The organism is Plantactinospora sp. KLBMP9567 (assembly GCF_033446045.1).
Taxonomy (GTDB): Bacteria; Actinomycetota; Actinomycetes; order Mycobacteriales; family Micromonosporaceae; genus Plantactinospora.
In genome coordinates, this window is the sequence record NZ_JAWQRR010000020.1 from 101,238 (window position 1) to 117,629 (window position 16,392).

Annotated in this window: 14 protein-coding genes; 9 read left to right on the plus strand and 5 right to left on the minus strand. The window is 72.5% G+C overall.

Annotated elements, in window-relative coordinates:
• Positions 1-3 precede the first annotated feature (3 nt).
• From R6Y94_RS15460 to R6Y94_RS15475, 4 genes are all read left to right on the plus strand, one after another.
• A complete protein-coding gene (locus R6Y94_RS15460) occupies positions 4-1,077 on the plus strand; it encodes a hypothetical protein (RefSeq protein ID WP_318396544.1) in 1,074 nt (357 codons plus the stop codon).
• Positions 1,078-1,090: 13 nt separating this feature from the next.
• Entirely contained in the window at positions 1,091-1,687 is a 597-nt protein-coding gene (locus tag R6Y94_RS15465) for a hypothetical protein (protein WP_318396545.1), read from the plus strand.
• An 88-nt stretch (positions 1,688-1,775) separates the two neighbouring features.
• Positions 1,776-2,798: a hypothetical protein gene (locus R6Y94_RS15470; RefSeq protein WP_318396546.1), complete on the plus strand. Its 1,023-nt coding sequence runs from the start codon at positions 1,776-1,778 to the stop codon at positions 2,796-2,798.
• Positions 2,799-2,963: 165 nt separating this feature from the next.
• On the plus strand, positions 2,964-4,802 hold the full coding sequence (locus R6Y94_RS15475) for a metallophosphoesterase (protein WP_318396547.1): 1,839 nt from the start codon (positions 2,964-2,966) through the stop codon (positions 4,800-4,802).
• A gap of 44 nt (positions 4,803-4,846) precedes the next feature.
• On the opposite strand, the gene R6Y94_RS15480 is transcribed toward R6Y94_RS15475, so the two are convergent.
• A complete protein-coding gene (locus R6Y94_RS15480) occupies positions 4,847-5,149 on the minus strand; it encodes a hypothetical protein (RefSeq protein WP_318396548.1) in 303 nt (100 codons plus the stop codon).
• A gap of 215 nt (positions 5,150-5,364) precedes the next feature.
• Between R6Y94_RS15480 and R6Y94_RS15485 the strand changes: the two genes are divergently transcribed.
• Together R6Y94_RS15485 and R6Y94_RS15490 are read left to right on the plus strand one after the other, a co-directional pair.
• Positions 5,365-5,949, plus strand: coding sequence for an ATP-binding protein (locus tag R6Y94_RS15485; protein WP_318396549.1), 585 nt, complete (start codon positions 5,365-5,367; stop codon positions 5,947-5,949).
• Positions 5,946-6,971: a phosphotransferase family protein gene (locus R6Y94_RS15490; RefSeq protein ID WP_318396550.1), complete on the plus strand. Its 1,026-nt coding sequence runs from the start codon at positions 5,946-5,948 to the stop codon at positions 6,969-6,971. Before R6Y94_RS15485 ends, R6Y94_RS15490 begins: the two co-directional genes overlap by 4 nt.
• A 10-nt stretch (positions 6,972-6,981) precedes the next feature.
• Here the strand turns inward: R6Y94_RS15490 and R6Y94_RS15495 are convergent, their stop codons facing one another.
• Complete coding sequence (locus R6Y94_RS15495) at positions 6,982-8,358, minus strand: SGNH/GDSL hydrolase family protein (RefSeq protein ID WP_318396551.1); 1,377 nt, start codon at positions 8,356-8,358, stop codon at positions 6,982-6,984.
• A 146-nt stretch (positions 8,359-8,504) separates the two neighbouring features.
• Here R6Y94_RS15495 and R6Y94_RS15500 point away from each other — a divergent pair, with 146 nt between their 5' ends.
• Positions 8,505-8,714 (plus strand): hypothetical protein, encoded by a 210-nt coding sequence (locus R6Y94_RS15500; protein ID WP_318396689.1) that lies wholly within the window; start codon positions 8,505-8,507, stop codon positions 8,712-8,714.
• Here the strand turns inward: R6Y94_RS15500 and smpB are convergent.
• The gene (gene smpB, locus R6Y94_RS15505) at positions 8,671-9,204 is read right to left on the minus strand and encodes an SsrA-binding protein SmpB (RefSeq protein ID WP_318396552.1); all 534 of its coding nucleotides are present in this window, start codon (positions 9,202-9,204) and stop codon (positions 8,671-8,673) included. The genes R6Y94_RS15500 and smpB overlap by 44 nt on opposite strands.
• A 117-nt stretch (positions 9,205-9,321) precedes the next feature.
• Here smpB and R6Y94_RS15510 point away from each other — a divergent pair, with 117 nt between their 5' ends.
• Positions 9,322-10,068, plus strand: a complete 747-nt coding sequence (locus R6Y94_RS15510) for an HAD family hydrolase (protein ID WP_318396553.1) — start codon at positions 9,322-9,324, stop codon at positions 10,066-10,068.
• Between the two features lie 22 nt (positions 10,069-10,090).
• On the opposite strand, the gene R6Y94_RS15515 is transcribed toward R6Y94_RS15510, so the two are convergent.
• Both R6Y94_RS15515 and htpG read right to left on the minus strand, forming a co-directional pair.
• Positions 10,091-11,041, minus strand: coding sequence for a diacylglycerol/lipid kinase family protein (locus R6Y94_RS15515; protein ID WP_318396554.1), 951 nt, complete (start codon positions 11,039-11,041; stop codon positions 10,091-10,093).
• Between the two features lie 75 nt (positions 11,042-11,116).
• Positions 11,117-13,030: a molecular chaperone HtpG gene (htpG, locus tag R6Y94_RS15520; protein WP_318396555.1), complete on the minus strand. Its 1,914-nt coding sequence runs from the start codon at positions 13,028-13,030 to the stop codon at positions 11,117-11,119.
• Positions 13,031-13,337: 307 nt separating this feature from the next.
• Between htpG and R6Y94_RS15525 the strand changes: the two genes are divergently transcribed.
• A complete protein-coding gene (locus tag R6Y94_RS15525) occupies positions 13,338-16,382 on the plus strand; it encodes an AfsR/SARP family transcriptional regulator (RefSeq protein WP_318396556.1) in 3,045 nt (1,014 codons plus the stop codon).
• Positions 16,383-16,392: the final 10 nt, after the last annotated feature.

Here is a 16,392-nt window from a genome sequence, read left to right on the forward strand (position 1 = left end):
CCGATGCGCAGCGGTGAGGAACGCAGGTTGAAACTGGTCAAGGGCACAGCAGCGGCCGATCCGGCGACTCCGGCCGTACCCGCGCAGGCACCCGCCGAGGGGCGGGGCCCGGCCGGCGGGGCACGCCGGTCGGGCGAGGGGACGAAACAGCCGGCCCGGGGCGGGCGGCCGGCGACCCGGCGTACGGTGACCCGGCGGCTGCCGGCCGCCAAGGACCCCGTGCGGGAGATCCTGGAACGGCTCGACCAGGAACCGGTCGACAGGCCGGGCACCGGGGAGCCGGCCGCGACGGGCGGGACGGCCACGACCGACGAGCCGATCTCCACGGACGAGCCGGACCCGACCGACGAGCCGACCGCGACGAACGGGGCGACCCCGACCGACGGGCCGGACACGACCGACCAGCCGGACACGACCGATGGGGCGGACACGACCGGCACGACGACGAGCACCAGCAGGGCGGTCCGCATCGGCAGGGTAACCAGGACCCGCAGGGCGGTCCGCATCGGCAGGGCGACCAGGACCGGCAGGGCGACCAGGACTGACGAGGCGGGCTCGACCGGCGAGACGGCGGCGGGACGGAACGGGCCCGGGCGGCGGCTCGGGACGACGGTCGCGCTCGTCGCCGCGCTCTCTGCGGCACTCGCCCTGGCCGGTGTCTTCGGCTACCAGTGGTGGCAGGACCGGGCGGTCGAGCGGGCCCACGCGCAGGCCCTGGCCGCCGCGCGGCAGACCACCGTCAACTTCGTCTCGGTCAGCGCATCCAGTGTGGACAGCGACCTCCAGCGGATCACGGCCGGTGCCACCGGCGAGTTCAAGGAGGAGTTCGTCCGGGGCCAGGCCAAGGTGCGGGAAGCGGTGCTGGAGAACAAGGTCGAGTCGAAGGGTACGGTGCTGCGCGCCGGCCTGCTCTCCGGTGACCGCCGCCACGCGGTGGTACTGGTGGCGATGGACGCGACCGTCAAGAACGTGAACGCCCCGGACGGGCGGCCCGCGCACTACCGGATCCAGGTCGACCTGACCAGGGAAGGCGACTCCGACACCTGGCTGGTCGCCCGGCTCCAGTTCGTCGGCTGAGAGGAGTTCTCCGATGCGATCGTCCATCGCCACGCTCGCCCGGCGGCTGCGCCCCGGGCGTCGTACCGGCGAAGAGCCGGCGGCCGACGGCGCGCAACGCGGCCCCGAGCCTGCCCCGGCACGGCGCCGCCGGTACGCCGGCAGCCGCCTGCACCTCGCCCTCGCGGTCGCCACCGTGCTCGCCGCCGCCACGGCCGGCACCGCCTGGTACGCCCACCACCGGGCCGAAGAACGCGACTCCGCGGTACGCCAGGCGCTGGCCACCGCCGGTCCCGCCGCGAAAGCGATCTTCTCCTACGACTACCGCAGCTTCGACGCCAGCGTGGCGAACGGACGCGCCTTCGTGACCGGCGCGTTCGCCGACGAGTACGCCGAGACGACCTCGGCGCTGAAGTCGACGGCCGTCTCCGAGCAGGCGGTGGTGCTCGCGGAGGTCTCCGCCAGCGGGGTGATCCGGGCCGAGTCGGCCGAGGTGGAGCTGCTGGTCTACCTGAACCAGTACCGGCGCAACGCCAACACCGACGGCGAGAAGGTCGACCAGAACCGCGTGGTCCTCGAACTGCGCCGCGTCGGCGGGGAGTGGAAGGTGGCCCGGGCCACCGCCATCTGATCCGCGCCGGGGACACCGCAAAGGCGTGCCTCCGGCAGCGCGAGTCGGGGCGAGCAGAATGTCGGTGCGGTGGTGCACCATCTCGGGCGTGTATTTCGTCTACCGCTCCCACTACGAGGGGCCGCTGAGCAAGCACGTCCACCATCTGCCGGGGGTGTCGGTCCTGGACTGGTTCCGCCGGGGCTGGACCGTCGACGATCCGGCGCGGTGGATCGAGGACCAGCTCGGCGTCCACGTCTACGGGCTGGACTCGATCTTTGAGAAGGCGGTAGAGCGGCAGCTCGCTCCGCCCCGCGACTGGCAGGAGCTCCGCGACCTGCTGCGCGAGCACCTCTATCTCGAAGGTGACCCGGAGACCCACCTGCGGGTCACCGAGCACTCCGTGCGGGCGTACACCGACGACGACGAGGTCGAGTTGGCGTACTTCTTCTTCGACGACGAGGTGCCGGCCGCCGCGCCGGACCGGCTGGCCTACCTGTTCCAGTCGTGGCCGCTGCCCGCCGAGGTCACCGGGGCGGACGGGCCCGCCACGGCCTTCGTACCGGCGGTGCCGACCCGGCCGGCGATGCCGCCCACCGGAGGAGCCGGCGCCAGCTACGCGGTGCTGCTGACCTTCTACGACGGCGCGTCGATCGCGACCACTCCAGCACAGGTGTTTCCCGGGGTACGGCTGCCGGGGCTCGCCGCCCGGCTCCGGGACGGGTTCGTCGCACCGGGGCAGCCCGAACCGGACTGGCCGCCGGAGTTGAAGGTGCTGGCGGCCCTGCTCGAACCGGCGGACGAGTCGATCGAGCCGGCGCTGCGCCGGGCCAACGAGTGGCCGGGCTTCTACCGGACGATCTGGCAGCCCTGGCCCGAGCTGCCCGACGGCGCCGATGACGCGGACCCGGTGGCTGCCCGTCGGGCGGCGCTGCCGCCGATCCCCGCCGACCGGCACCCGGACCGGTCGCTGCTGGCCGTCTCGGCGCACCTCGCCCAACTGGCGATGTACACCGACGAGGCGTTCGGCTTCCAGCAGTGGTTCTTCTTCGACGACCTGTGGGCCGCCAGCCATCACGACCTCGCCCAGTCCCTGCTCCGCTACGCGAGCCACTGGGACCCGTTCGCCTGAGTCCACCGGTTCCGGCGGGCCCGGGTGGCGGGCCGGCGCCGGTTCGGCCGGACCGGGCGGGGTCACCTCGTCGTCTCGTCGCCGGGCGGGCCCGGCCGGAGGCGGACCTTCACCGGCCGGGGAACGGATGGTTGACTGTCCGGCGATGACGGAAGATCACGCGTGATGACGGAATACTCGGCACCGCTGCTCTGCGAGCCGTACCTGCTCGATCCGGGCCCGGACGGTGTCTGGGTCGCCTGGCACACCGAGGAGCCCGGCACCGGCGGGTTCGTGCTGATCGGCCCGGGGGCGGCCGGGATGTCGCCCCGGCATGCCCAGGACGCCGCATCCGGTGACCAGCCGTCCGGCCCGGGGTGGCGGCGGTTCGTGGCGGAGACCCGCCCGCTGTCGCGTACCCGCGAGGACGCCGAGTCCCGGGTGCCGGGCCGGAGCTATCCGACGGTGACCCGCCGACCGGTGTACCGGCACCTGGCCCGGGTCACCGGGCTGCCGCCCGGCCGCACGCCGTACCGGGTGGTGGCGCTGCACGGTCCGGGGCGGGTCAGTGTCACGGCGACGTACTCGCTCGCTCCGGCGGCGCCGGCCGGTGCCGGGGTACGGCTGCTGCTGACCAGTGACCACCAGCTCAAGGCGATGACGGCGGCCAACCTGGAGAAGGTGGCCGAGACCGTCGGCGTACGGCTGGACGGGGTGCTGATGGCCGGCGACATGGTCAACGTCGGTGACCGGGCCAGCGACTGGTTCGACGCGGCCACCGGTCCGGCCTTCTTCGCCAGCATGACCGGGCGGGCGGAGGCACCGATCGCCGGCCGAACCTACCGGGGTGCGCCACTGTTGCAGCACACCCCGATCTTCCCGGCGATCGGCAACCACGAGGTGATGGGCCGGTGGTCCGAGATCGCCAGCCTGGACAGCCAGTTCAACGACCCGCAGCCCAGGGACGTGGCCCGGGAGCGGTACCGGACGGACGGGTCAGGCGGCTCGGACGGGTCGGAGAGGTCGAACGGGTCGGAGAGGTCAGACGGCTCGAACGGCTCCGACGAGGACGAGGCGGAGGGCGGCAAGGCGGAGGGCGGCAAGGCGGAGGGCGGCAAGGCGGAGGGCGGCAAGGCGGAGGGCGGCAAGGCGGAACTTGGCCGGCGGTCCTGGGACGTCACGACGTACGAGGAACTCTTCCCCTACCCGCGCAGTGCGGCGGGTGGTCCGCGCTGGTGGTCGCGGACGATCGGCGACGTGCACCTGGTGACGCTCTTCGTCACGTCGATCTGGCGACCGCACGTGCCGGTCGGGCGGGGCAAGTTCCAGGAGGACGTGGCCGACCTGGCCCACCCCGAGCGGTGGGGGCACGGCCAGTTCATCTTCGAGCCGGTGCACCGGGGCTCCGCGCAGTACCGCTGGCTGGAGCAGGAATTGACCTCGGCCGAGGCCCGTGCGGCACGTTTCCGGGTGGTGATGTTTCACCATCCCAGCCACGGGCTCGGCGGCAACTCGGCACCGCCGTACACCGATCCGGTGCGGACCGTCGAGCGCGCCCCGGCCACCGGGGCGGTCACCGCGGTCCGGTACGCGTATCCGCTGGCCGAGGACCACATCCTGCGCGACCTCGAACCGCTCTTCTCCGCCACCGGAGTGCACCTGGTGCACAACGGTCACGCGCACCTGTGGAACCGGTTCCGGAATCCGGCCGGGGTCAACTGGCTGGAGACCTCGAACGTCGGCAACAACTACGGTGCGTACGACGTGTCGTCCGGTGCCGCCCGGCACCTGCCGGCGGGGCCGGACTACGTCCGGCAGGGCGATCCGGGCGGGCTGGCGCCGGTCGTCCCGACGATCGCGCCGCTGACCGGGCCGACCGGTACTCCGCTGCCGTACGTGGCGAGCGACGACATCACGGTCTTCTCGGTCCTCGACTCGGCCGCCGGAGTGGTCCGGTCCTACCGGTTCGACACCCGGGACCCGGACGCCCCGGTACTGCTCTTCGACGAGTTTCCGCTGGCCTGATCCGGCAACAGCGTCTCGGCCAGGACATCGACGGCGGACCGCCGTCAGTCCGGCGGCTCCGGGGTCGCCGCCTGCCCTGAACCGGCCGTCTGCTCCGGGGCCACCGTCTGCTCCGACGTGCGCCGTTCCAGGAACGAGTCCGGCGCAGCAGCCGCCTCGGCGATCCGGCGATCCGACTCCGTCGTCCGCGGGTCGGACTCGGCCAGCGCCGCCGCGCCCGCCTCGCGCCCATCGGACTCGGCCAGCACCGCTGCGGCCTGCGCCTCCGGGTCGTCGCTGCCCACGGACTCTTCCTCCGGGAGCAGGTGGGCGCGGTTCTCGACCCGGTCACTCGTCTCTTCACTCATGTCGCGCTCCATACCCGGACCGTTCCACCGCTACTCGCCGGGACAGTCCCGGGTCACCGGCCGGGCCTCACCGGAACCAGGCCCTGCCGCGTTTAACCCCATATGTCACAAATAATCGGCTCCGGGTGTGCTGTGACTACTGTGCTTGCTGTCGGGCTCGGACAAAGACCGTGGTTATGATCGCCCCGGCATTCTCCGGAGGGGCAGGAGCGCGGATGAGGGTCGGGATCTCCGGGACACACGGGACCGGGAAGACGACGCTGGTCGAGGCACTGTGTGCGCACCTGCCGGGCCACGTGGCGGCGGACGAGCCGTACTACCTGCTCGAAGAGGAGGGGTACGAATTCCAGTTTCCGCCGTCGGTGGAGGACTATCGGGCGCTGCTGGCCTGCTCGGTACGGAGCCTGTGCTCGCCGCCGTCGCCGTCGGGGACCATCTTCGACCGGACGCCGTTGGACTACCTCGCGTACATGGCCGCGACCGGCGCGGACCCGTCCGAGGAGGCCCGCGGCGCAGCACTCCGCCCGGCCTTCGACAGCCTCGATCTGCTGGTCATCACGGTGGTCACGCCTGAGACGGAGCGGGTTCTGCCGGCAGCGGAGTTGCCTGGGCTTCGTTCCCGGATGAATGACGCACTGCTGGAGTTGGCCTACGACGACCCGCTGGACGCCTGGGAGGACATCCCGGTGCTGGAGCTGAGCGGACCGCTCGACGATCGGCTGGGCACGGTGCTCGCCGCCCTGACGCAGACCGGTGACGGAGCCCAGACCGGGTTTGCCGAACGGGTGAGGCGAGCGTGACGGTGGATACCTCGGCGGAGGATCGGCTCGGGGCCGAGTGGCGGGCCGAATGCGACGCCTGGATCGCGGACCGGCTGGCCGAGCGCGGCATCGCCGCGGCCGGTCCGGTGCACACCGTCCGGGTTCGTGCCTGGTCGATCGTGCGGCGGCTGGAGACCAGCGCCGGCCGGATGTGGTTCAAGGCGAACGTACCGACCAACGGCTTCGAGGTAGCGGTGGTCGAGGCCCTGGCGGACTGGGTGCCGGACCTCGTCGTACCGCCGCTGGCGGTGGACCGGGACCGGGGTTGGCTGCTCGGACCGGACGGCGGGCCGATCCTCCGGGAGCTGACGGCCGAGCGGCCCGATCCGGTCCGCTGGGCGGAGCTGCTGCGGACGTACGCCGGTCTCCAGCGTGCGGTGGCCCGGCACGCCGACCGGGTGGTCGGGCTCGGCGTGCCGGATCTGCGCCCGGCGCGGATGCCGGCTGTGCTGGCCGGGCTGCTGGCCGATCCGACGGTCCGACTCGCGGACCCGCACCGGTCCGCCCTGGTCACGCTCCTGCCGGAGTACGACCGCTGGTGCGCCGACCTGGCCGCCGACGGGCTGCCGGCGTCGATCCAGCACGACGACCTGCACGACGGAAACGTCTTCGTCGGCCCCGCCGGGATGCGCTTCTTCGACTGGGGCGACGCCTGCCTGGCCCACCCGTTCGGCAGCCTGCTCGTCGCGCTGAACGTCGCCGCCGACCAGCTCGGCGTCGACCCGGCCGGTCCGGAGCTGTCCCGGCTCCGGGACGCGTACCTGGAACCCTGGACCGACCTGCGGGACCGCGCCGACCTGCGCCACTCGGTCCGGCTGGCGCTCCGGGTGGCGAGGGTCGGCCGGGCGGTCTCCTGGCAGCGGGCGCTACGAGGCGCGGCCGCGCCCGACTGGCAGCGGGCCCTCGGCGGGCCGGCGCTGATCGCCCCCGAGCACACCACGGCACCGGCCGCCTGGCTCGAGACTCTCACCGAACCCGACCCGGATCAGCCGGCGAACTGAACGATCCGGGTCACTGCCGGAAGAGGCGGGTCGGGACGGCGTCGGCGAGCATCCGGTAGCCGACCGGGTTGAGATGCAGGTGGTCGCCGGTGTCGGCGACCGGCAGCAGTCGACGGGGGTCGGCCGGATCCCGGACGGCGCGGTCGAAGTCGATCACCGAGTCGAACCGGCCGCTGCCGCGGATCCACCAGTTGACCGCCTGGCGGGTGGCTTCCCGGATGCGGGCCGGGTCGTCGTATTCGGGGTTGCCGCCGAACGGGGTCAGGGTCGCGCCGTACACCCGGATGCCCTGCGCGTGCGCCCGGGTGACGATCTGGTCGTACGCGGTGATCAGGTCGTCGGTGACCGCCCGCTGGGCCGCCTCGGTGGCATCGGCGGTGCCGATGTCGTTGACCCCCTCGAACACCACCAGCCAGGTGACGCCGCTCTGCGCCAGTACGTCCCGGTCCAGCCGGGCCAGCGCGTTCGGCCCGAGCCCGTCGTTGAGTACCCGGTTGCCCCCGGCCGCCTGGTTCGCCAGCGCGACGTCCCGGGTCGGCCGGTACGCGTGCAGCCGGTCCACGAGTCGGTCCGGCCAGCGGTCGTTTCCGTTGGTGGTGGAGCCGCGCCCGTCGGTCAACGAGTCACCGAGCAGCACCGCGACCCTGGTGCCGGGCCCGGCCGGCACCTCCAGCCCGCTGAGGAGGTACCAGTGGTCGACCGGGGTGGCGCCGGGCAGCGTCGGTTCCGCGACGTGGTTGCCGCGCAGCAGGTAGGAGGTGGTCCGGGAGCCGGGGTGCGAGGTGATCCGGTCCGATGCCTGCCCGTGCGCGAGATAGAGCGTCACGGTGAGGTTGGCGCGGGCCGGCACGGGGATGTCGACCGGGTCGGAGACGATCTGCGCGCCAACCGGGACGGTCACCGACGCGCGCCCGCTGAAGGTGACCGGCCGCGCGCTGCCCGGCCGGATCGCGCTGACCCCGGCCCGGCCGCCCTCCGGCAGCGCCACGGTGGCGGCGGTGACCGGTAGCGGCGCCCCGCCGAAGGCGTTGGAGAGGCGCAACCGGATCCGTGACCCGGCCGCCGACACCCGGATGGTCTGCCGGAGCGTGCTGTCGGCCAGCACCCGGTCGTGCTCGGTGAACGGTGCCGGCGGCATGTTGTCCGGCTCGGCGAGCTGCGGCATGGACGCCCAGCTCGTCGCCCAGCGCTGCACGGCCGGGCCGGAGTGGGAATGGCCGGTCGGCTGCGGCGTGACGTCCTCGCCGGGACCGGCCGGCTCCGGCTGGTCGGCACCGTCGGAGGAGTCGCTCGCCGGCCGGGGTGTGGCCACGGCCGCGCTCCGGGACGGGCCGGCGACGACCAGGGCGGTGCGGATTCCCACCGTCACCAGGCTGAGCAAGGCCACCTCCGGCTCGTGTCGGGTCCTCCCGGCGCCCGCCGCCGAAGGCCGGGAATGGGCGGGTTCGACTGCGGACCAATATAGGGTCCGGCCGGGCGCGTGCCCTCGGGTGCCGGCAGGGCAACTCCGTCGGCGCCTATCTCTGCACCGACCTGGCCTGCTCGCTCTACTGTGCGGAAAGAAGGACGCCGGACGGCGCCTCGACGAGACCATCACACTGGCGGAGAAGATCGAACGCACCACCGCCAGCCTCGCCGCCTTCCTGGACCGGGTCGCCGGCTGTCCCCGGCCGGCGGCCGGTCGGCCGACCCGCCGCGATCAGGAGCCGCGGGCCGCCCGGGACCGCTGGGAGATGCCCTTGAGGTGCCGCCCCAACTCCCGGGCGATCTCCCGGTTGGCGTCCCGTTCGGCCAGGGCCTGGCGCTTGTCGTACGACCGCTTGCCGCGCGCGACGCCCAACTCGACCTTGGCCCAGCCGTTCGAGAAGTACAGCGACAGCGGCACCAGGGTCAGGCCGGGATCGTGGATCCGGTCCAGGATCTTGTTGATCTCCACTCGGCGCAGCAGCAGCTTCCGCATCCGCTTGGGCTGGTGGTTCGTCCAGGTCCCGTAGGCGTATTCCGCGATGTGCAGCCCGTAGAGCCACAGCTCGCCGTCGCGCTCCTGGGCGAACGCGTCGACCAGCGAAGCCTGCCCAGCCCGCAGCGACTTGACCTCGGTGCCCCGCAACACGATCCCCGCCTCGTACGTCTTCAGGACCGCGTACTCGTGCCGGGCCTTCTTGTTCGAGGCGATGAGCCTGCGCTCGCCTTCCCTGGACGCGACGACCTCCCCAGCGTCTCGACCCGGCATCCCGGGCGCCCGGCCCACCGAGCAGCCAGACTATACGCAGAGGTCAGTACCGGATCGACCGATTTTCCCCGCCGCCGCCCAGGACCGGCGCCCGGAACCGGATGGGACAATGGCGCGATGCCAGCCGCCGGCCGTACCCACATCCTCTTCGACTTCTTCGGCACCCTGGTCGACTACTCGGCCAGCCGCACCGAACAGGGCTACCCGGGCTCACACGCACTGCTCCGGCGACTCGGCGCCGACCTGGGCTACTCCGACTTCCTGACCGCCTGTTCGCGCACCTTCGCGGAGTTCGACCGGCGCAGCGACGAGGACGAGTCCGAGTTCTCGATGACCGAGGTCGGCACGGCGTTCCTGACCGACCTCCTCGACCGGCCACCGGCACCGGACGACGTCGACGCGTTCGTCCGCGAGTACGTCCGCGAGTGGAACACCGGCGTGCACTACTCCGCCGCCGTCTCCGACCTGGTGCGCGACCTGCACCGCGACCACCGGCTCGCGGTCGTCTCCAACACGCACCAGCCGGGTCTGGTCCCCGGCCACCTCGCGGCGATGGGGCTGGCGCAGTACTTCGACGCCGTCGTCACCTCGGTCGAGCTGGGCTGGCGCAAACCCCACCCCCTGATCTACGCCATCGCGCTCGACACCCTCGGCATCGACGCCGGCTCGGCGGTCTTCGTCGGCGACAGCTACGGGCCCGATTTCGTCGGACCCGAGCGGGCCGGGATTCCGGCGTACCTGATCGACCCGGACCGCCGGGCACCGGTGCCGGAGGCACGCCGGCTCGGCTCGATCCTCGACCTGCCCGGCCGGCTGCGGACCCGGCAGGCCGACGACGACCGGCTCGCCGGCTCCGCCCGCTGACCACGCGGGCACCGGCCCCGGGTCAGGGCCCGTCCTCTGGTACGCAGACGGTCAGCGCGCCGGGCGCGACCCGGGCCTTCAACCGGGTGACCTCGTCGCGGGCGCCGCCGTCCAGCTCGTAGGTCATCGGCTCGGCGAACCGGACGTTGATCTTCCGACCCCGGGTGATCCGGACGAACGGCGAGGAGTCGGACCGGCCGACCGCCATCCGGCCGAGCGTGCGGGCCCAGTCCAGCACGCCGCTGGCGGTCGCCACCCCCACCTCCAGGCAGCCGTCGTCGGGACGGGCGTCGTCGAAGGCCGGGATGCCGCCGGTGATCGTGCCGACGTTGCCGAAGAGTACGCAGCTCGCCTCCCCCTCGAACCAGTCCGCGCCGTCCACCCGGATCCGCATCCCGGTGGTCTCGCTCCGGACGTGCCGCAGCCCGGTCCAGACGTACGCCAGCCGGCCGAGCCGGTCCTTGAGGTCGCGGTCGGCGTCCCGGATCAGCTCCCCGTCGAAACCCGCGCCGGCCATCACCGCGAAGTGCTCACCGCCGAGCCGCCCGAGGTCGATCCGCCGGCGCGGCCCGGTCAGCCCGATCCGGACCGCCTCGGCGAGATCCTGCGGGATGCCGAGGTTGGTGGCGAGCAGGTTCGCGGTGCCGGCGGGCAGGATCGCCAGGGCGGCGTCCGAGCCGGCCAGCGCGTCGGAGCAGCGCTGCACCATGCCGTCCCCACCCCAGACGAAGATCAGCTCGGCTCCCTTGCCGAGCGCCTTGCGTACCTTCTTCGGCGCCCTGCGGCTTTTCGGCACCTCGTACCAGAGCAGGTCCTCGATCCCGGCGCCGCGCAGCCGGGAGCGGAGTTCGTCGAGCCCGCCGTCGAGGGACTTCTTCCGGTGCGCGACGACCGCGACCCGGGCCACCTGAGCCGGGGTCACGGCCGGTCCGGGCGTCGGGGCGGCGGCCGGCTCGGCAGTTGTCGTGCTCATGGCGCTGCTCTTACCCAGCGGCCCGGGCCGCCAAGCGGTGCATGGCGTCCCGGGCCGTCCGTGCCGCGGCCGGGATCAGAGGGTACGGGCGAGCCGCTCGGCGAGCAGCCGGGTGAACCGGGCCGGGTCGCCCAGTTCGCCGCCCTCGGCGAGCAGCGCCATCCCGTACAGCAGCTCGGCGGTCTCGGCGACCGTCGGGTCCTCCTTGCGCTGCCCGTACGCCTCCCGCAACCCGGTCACCAGCGGGTGCGTCGGGTTGAGTTCCAGGATCCGCTTCACCGCCGGCATGTCCTGGCCCATCGCCCGGTACATCTTCTCCAGGGTCGGGGTCATGTCCTGGGCGTCACCGACGATGCAGGCCGGTGAGGTGGTCAGCCGGGACGACAGCCGCACCTCCTTGACGTTCTCCGCGAGTTGGGTGGTCAGCCAGCCCAGCAGGTCGGCGAAGTCCTTCTCCTGCTGCTCGCGCTCCGCGCCGGTGCTCTCCTTCTCCTCGTCGGTGTCGAGGTCGACCTGCCCCTTGGCGATCGACTGGAACTTCTTGCCGTCGAACTCCGGCACCGAGGAGACCCACATCTCGTCGATCGGGTCGGTCAGCAGCAGCACCTCGTAGCCCTTGGCCCGGAACGCCTCCATGTGCGGCGAGTTCTCGATCATGGTTCGGGACTCGCCGGTGGAATAGTAGATGTCGGTCTGCCCCTCCTTCATCCGCTCGACGTACCCGGCGAGGGTGGTGAGTTTCTCCGGGTCGTGGGTGGAGGCGAACGAGGAGATCTCCAGGATCGTCTTCTGGTTGTCGAAGTCGTCGAGCAGGCCCTCCTTGACCGCCTTGCCGAACTCCGACCAGAAGGTCTGGTAGCGCTCGGCGTCGCCTGCCTGCATCTCCTTGACCGTGGAGAGCACCTTCTTGACCAGCCGGCGGCGCATCAACTGGATGTGCCGGTCCTTCTGGAGGATCTCCCGGGAGATGTTCAGCGACAGGTCCTGCGCGTCCACCACACCCTTGACGAAGCGCAGGTATTCGGGCATGAGTTCCTGGCAGTCGTCCATGATGAAGACCCGCTTGACGTACAACTGCACGCCGCGCTTGGCGCCCCGCATGTAGAGGTCGAACGGTGCGCGGGACGGGATGAAGAGCAGCGTCTCGTACTCGAAGGTCCCCTCGGCCCGCATGTGGATCGTCTCCAGCGGGTCGGTCCAGTCGTGGCTGAGGTGCCGGTAGAACTCCTTGTACTCGTCGTCCTTGACGTCGTCCTTCGAGCGCGCCCAGAGCGCCTTCATCGAGTTGAGCGTCTCGATCTCGGTGGTCGTCTTGCCGTCGTTGTCGGTCCGCTCGACCGAAATCCGGATCGGCCAGGCGATGAAGTCCGAGTAACGCTTGACGATTTCCCGGATCTTCCACTCGGCGGTGTAGTCGAAGAGCTGGTCCTCGGCGTCCTCCGGCCGGAGGTGGAGGGTCACCGAGGTGCCCTGCGGGGCGTCGTCGACCGTCTCGACCGCGTAGCTGGCCCCGCCGTCGGATTCCCAGCGGGTCGCGGTGGACTCGCCCGCGCGTCGGGTCAGCAGGGTGACCTTGTCGGCGACCATGAAGCTGGAGTAGAAACCGACCCCGAACTGTCCGATGAGATCCTGCGAGCCGGCCGCGTCCTTGGACTCCTTGATCTTTTCCAGGAGTTCCGCCGTGCCGGACTTGGCGATGGTGCCGATGAGGATGATGACCTCGTCCCGGGACATCCCGACGCCGTTGTCCCGGACGGTGAGCGTACGCGCCCCCCGGTCGACCTCGAGCCAGATGTGCAGGTCGGACGTGTCGACCGCCAGCTCCTTGTCGGCGAAGGCCGCCAGCCGCAGTTTGTCGAGCGCGTCGGAGGCGTTGGAGATGAGTTCCCGCAGGAAGATGTCCTTGTTCGAATAGATCGAATGAACCATCAGCTGGAGTAGCTGACGCGCCTCGGCCTGGAACTCGAAGGTCTCGGTTCCGGTGCTCATGTGACCCTCCACGAAAATGCCCAGTGCGCCGACAGGGAGCGACGCCGGTGATCCTGGCCCACACCGGGGATACGTTCCGGATAGCCGGCGCCATACTAAATGACCCCGGCCCGGCGACAACCTGGACCCGGTGCTACCTGCCGGTCGGGTTCTGCTCGTCGCGCCCGCCGCCGCCGTCGGTTCCACTGCGATGTGGGACACCCGGGCCGTCGAATCCACGACCGCAGGCCGCTGTGTGATCCTTGAACCGGTCGTCCAACCCGACCACCGGGCAGGGTTGCCCCGACCAGGCGGAGGTTCGCGGACGGTGCTGGAGTTTCGGCTGCTCGGCGACATCGACGTCCGCGTCGACGGGCACCGGACCGAGGTGGGCCCGGCACGACAGCGTTGCGTCCTGGTCGCGCTCCTGGTCGAGGCGAACGAAGTGGTCTCCGTCGACCAACTCCTGGACCGGGTCTGGGGCGACCGCCGCCCGCAGCGGGCCCGCGAAACGCTCTACAGCTACCTCTCCCGGCTTCGCAACCACCTCTCCCCCGCCGGAGACGTCACGGTGCTGCGCCGGTCGGCCGGCTACCAGTTGACCGTCGAGCCGAACGCCGTCGATCTGCACCGGTTCCGGGGGCTGGTCCGGCAGGCCCGGAGCACCCTGGACGACGCCCGGGCGCTCGGGCTGTTCGACGAGGCGCTCGGGCTGTGGCGGGGCGAGGCGTTCGCCCACCTGGAGACGCCGTGGCTCAGCGCCCTGCGTACGACGCTGGGGCAGGAGCGGTTCGCGGCCGAACTCGACCGCTGCGACATCGCGCTGCGCCAGGGCCGGCACGCGGCGCTGCTGCCGGAGCTGAGCCGGCGGGCCGGTGAGCATCCGCTGGACGAGCGCCTCGCCGGGCAGCTCATGCTCGCGCTGTACCGCAGTGGACGGCAGGCGGACGCCCTGGAGCACTACAGCCGGCTCCGGCACCGGCTGGCCGACACCCTGGGCGTCGACCCCGGCCCGGAGCTGCGCCAGCTGCATCTGCGGATGCTGCACACGGACCCGGAGTTGGCCAGCCCGTCCGGCGGCGTCATCGAGGCCGCCCCGCCGGTGTCGAGTCCGCCCCGCCCGCACCAACTGCCGCCGACCGTCGCCGACTTCACCGGTCGCGGCGACGCCGTCGGCTGGCTGGAGACCAGCCTCACCGGTCCGGCCGACCGGCTGCGGGTCGTCGCGCTCTCCGGGCCGGCCGGCGTCGGCAAGTCCAGCCTGGCCTGGTACGTGGCGCACCGGCTGCGCCGGGAGTACCCGGACGGGCAGCTCTACGCGGACCTGCGGGGAAGCTGGCCGGACGCGGCCGACGCGTTCGCGGTACTCAGGCGCTTCCTTCGGGTACTCGGCATCCCCGACAGCCTGCACAGCGACAGCCTGGAGGAACGCGCCGGCCAGTTCCGGGACGCGGTGCACGAGCGGCGGCTGCTGGTCGTACTCGACGACGCCCGGTCCGCCGCGCAGGTCCGGCCGCTGCTGCCCGGTGGCGCCCCGGGCGCGGTCATCGTCACCAGCCGGGCCCGGCTGACCGGGCTGGAGGGGGCCGCCCACCTGGGGCTGGCGACCTTCGCGCCGGACGAGGCGATCCAGTTGCTGGAGCGGATCGTCGGGCCGGACCGGGCCCGGACCGAACCCGCGGCAGTCGCGGAGATCGTCCGGCTCTGCGGGTACCTGCCGCTGGCGGTACGCATCGCCGCAGCCCGGCTCGCGGCCCGGCCGCACTGGCGGCTCGGGCAGCTCGCCGAGCGTCTCCGCGACGAACTCGGCCGGCTCGACGAACTCGCCACCGACGATCTGGAGGTGCGGGCGAGCCTCGGACTCAGCTACCGGGCCCTGGCCGAACCAGCCCGCCGGATGCTCCGGCTGCTGAGCCTTCTCGACGCGCCCGACGTGCCGGCCTGGATCGGTGCCGCGATGCTCGACGTGCCGCCGGCCCAGGCGGAGAGCCTGCTGGAGTCGCTGGTCGACGCCTGCCTGCTGGAGCTGCTCGACCCGTCCGGCGGTGAGCCTCGGTACGGAATGCACGACCTAGTCCGGCTCTTCGCCCGGGAGCGGGCCGCCACCGAGGAGTCCGACGGGGTCCGGCGGGCCGCGCTGGAGCGGGCGTTCGGCGCCTGGCTGACCCGGGCGGAGGCGGCGGACGAGCGGCTGCCGGCCCGGACGCTGGCTCGGATCTCCGGTCCGGCCCGACGCTGGCCGTCGGCCGCCCCGGCGGAACCGGTGGAGGACCCGGTCGGCTGGTTCGACCGCGAGCGTCCGGCGCTGGTCGCCTCGATCCGGCAGGCGGCCGGGCTCGACCTGGCCGAGCTGGCCTGGAACCTCGCCGCGACGACGCAGCCCTGCTACGAGTTGCGCGGCATGCACGACGAGGCGCGGCAGCTGCACCAGGCGGCACTGCGGGCCTGCCGGCGGGCGGGGGAACGACGCGGCGAGGCGGTGCTGCTGCGCAACCTCGCCGACCTGTGGACCTCGCGGCCCGGCGCCGAACTGCGGGACAAGCTCGACGCGGCCGAGGCGGCGCTGCGGATCTTCCGGCTGGTGGACGAGCCGCGCGGGGTGGCGGACGCGCTCTGGCTCTGCGCGGACGTCTACCGGGTGACCGGCCGGCACCAGGAGGCCGCGCCGCTGCTCGCCGAGGCGCTGTCGATCTCGGCCGCCGCCGGTTACCAACTCGGCGAGTGCCACGCGCTGGCGCAGCGCGCCATCATCAGCCGGGAGCAGGGGCACGACGAGGCCGCCCGGGGACTCGGTCACCGATACCTGGACCTCGCCCGGCGGATGGGAGCGAGCCGGGACGAGAGCACCGCGCTGACCCTGCTCGGCCTGACGTACGGGGACCTGGACCGGCCCGAGCCGGGCCAGGAGTACCTACGGCAGGCCGTGGCGGTCGCCCGGGAGACCGGCGACCAGGTGCAGGAGACGTACGCGCTGGCCCGGCTGGGTCAGCTCTACGCCGTGATCGGTCACAGGTCCGCCCGGCACACCCTGGCGGTGGCGTTGGCCCGCAGTCAGGCCGACGGGCTGGCGTTCGGCGAGGCGATCTCGTTGATCGGGCTCGGCGAACTGGAGCTGATCGACGGCCGGCCGCGCCGGGCGGTGGCGTTGCTGCGCCGGGTGCTCCAACTGCTCGGGGAGGCGCGGTTCCACTTCATCCGGGCACGGACGCTGACCGTGCTCGGACACGCGTACGCCAGTGTCGACGACAACCCTGCCGCCGCGTCGGCATGGTCCGCCGCGTACACGCTGTTCCAGCAGATCGACAACGAGCCGGCGGCGAGTCGGGTGGCCGCGCTGCTACCCGGGATACCGGTCCAGCGGACCCTGCGCTGACCGGCGGCCG

What these genes read in the sequence shown, in the direction of transcription:
- R6Y94_RS15515 (WP_318396554.1), bottom strand. Translation starts at nt 11,041, where the DNA reads ATGAGCACGACAACTGCCGAGCCGGCCGCCGCCCCGACGCCCGGACCG.
- R6Y94_RS15510 (WP_318396553.1), top strand. Translation starts at nt 9,322, where the DNA reads ATGCCAGCCGCCGGCCGTACCCACATCCTCTTCGACTTCTTCGGCACC.
- R6Y94_RS15465 (WP_318396545.1), top strand. Translation starts at nt 1,091, where the DNA reads ATGCGATCGTCCATCGCCACGCTCGCCCGGCGGCTGCGCCCCGGGCGT.
- htpG (WP_318396555.1), bottom strand. Translation starts at nt 13,030, where the DNA reads ATGAGCACCGGAACCGAGACCTTCGAGTTCCAGGCCGAGGCGCGTCAG.
- smpB (WP_318396552.1), bottom strand. Translation starts at nt 9,204, where the DNA reads ATGCCGGGTCGAGACGCTGGGGAGGTCGTCGCGTCCAGGGAAGGCGAG.
- R6Y94_RS15460 (WP_318396544.1), top strand. Translation starts at nt 4, where the DNA reads ATGCGCAGCGGTGAGGAACGCAGGTTGAAACTGGTCAAGGGCACAGCA.
- R6Y94_RS15480 (WP_318396548.1), bottom strand. Translation starts at nt 5,149, where the DNA reads ATGAGTGAAGAGACGAGTGACCGGGTCGAGAACCGCGCCCACCTGCTC.
- R6Y94_RS15475 (WP_318396547.1), top strand. Translation starts at nt 2,964, where the DNA reads ATGACGGAATACTCGGCACCGCTGCTCTGCGAGCCGTACCTGCTCGAT.
- R6Y94_RS15485 (WP_318396549.1), top strand. Translation starts at nt 5,365, where the DNA reads ATGAGGGTCGGGATCTCCGGGACACACGGGACCGGGAAGACGACGCTG.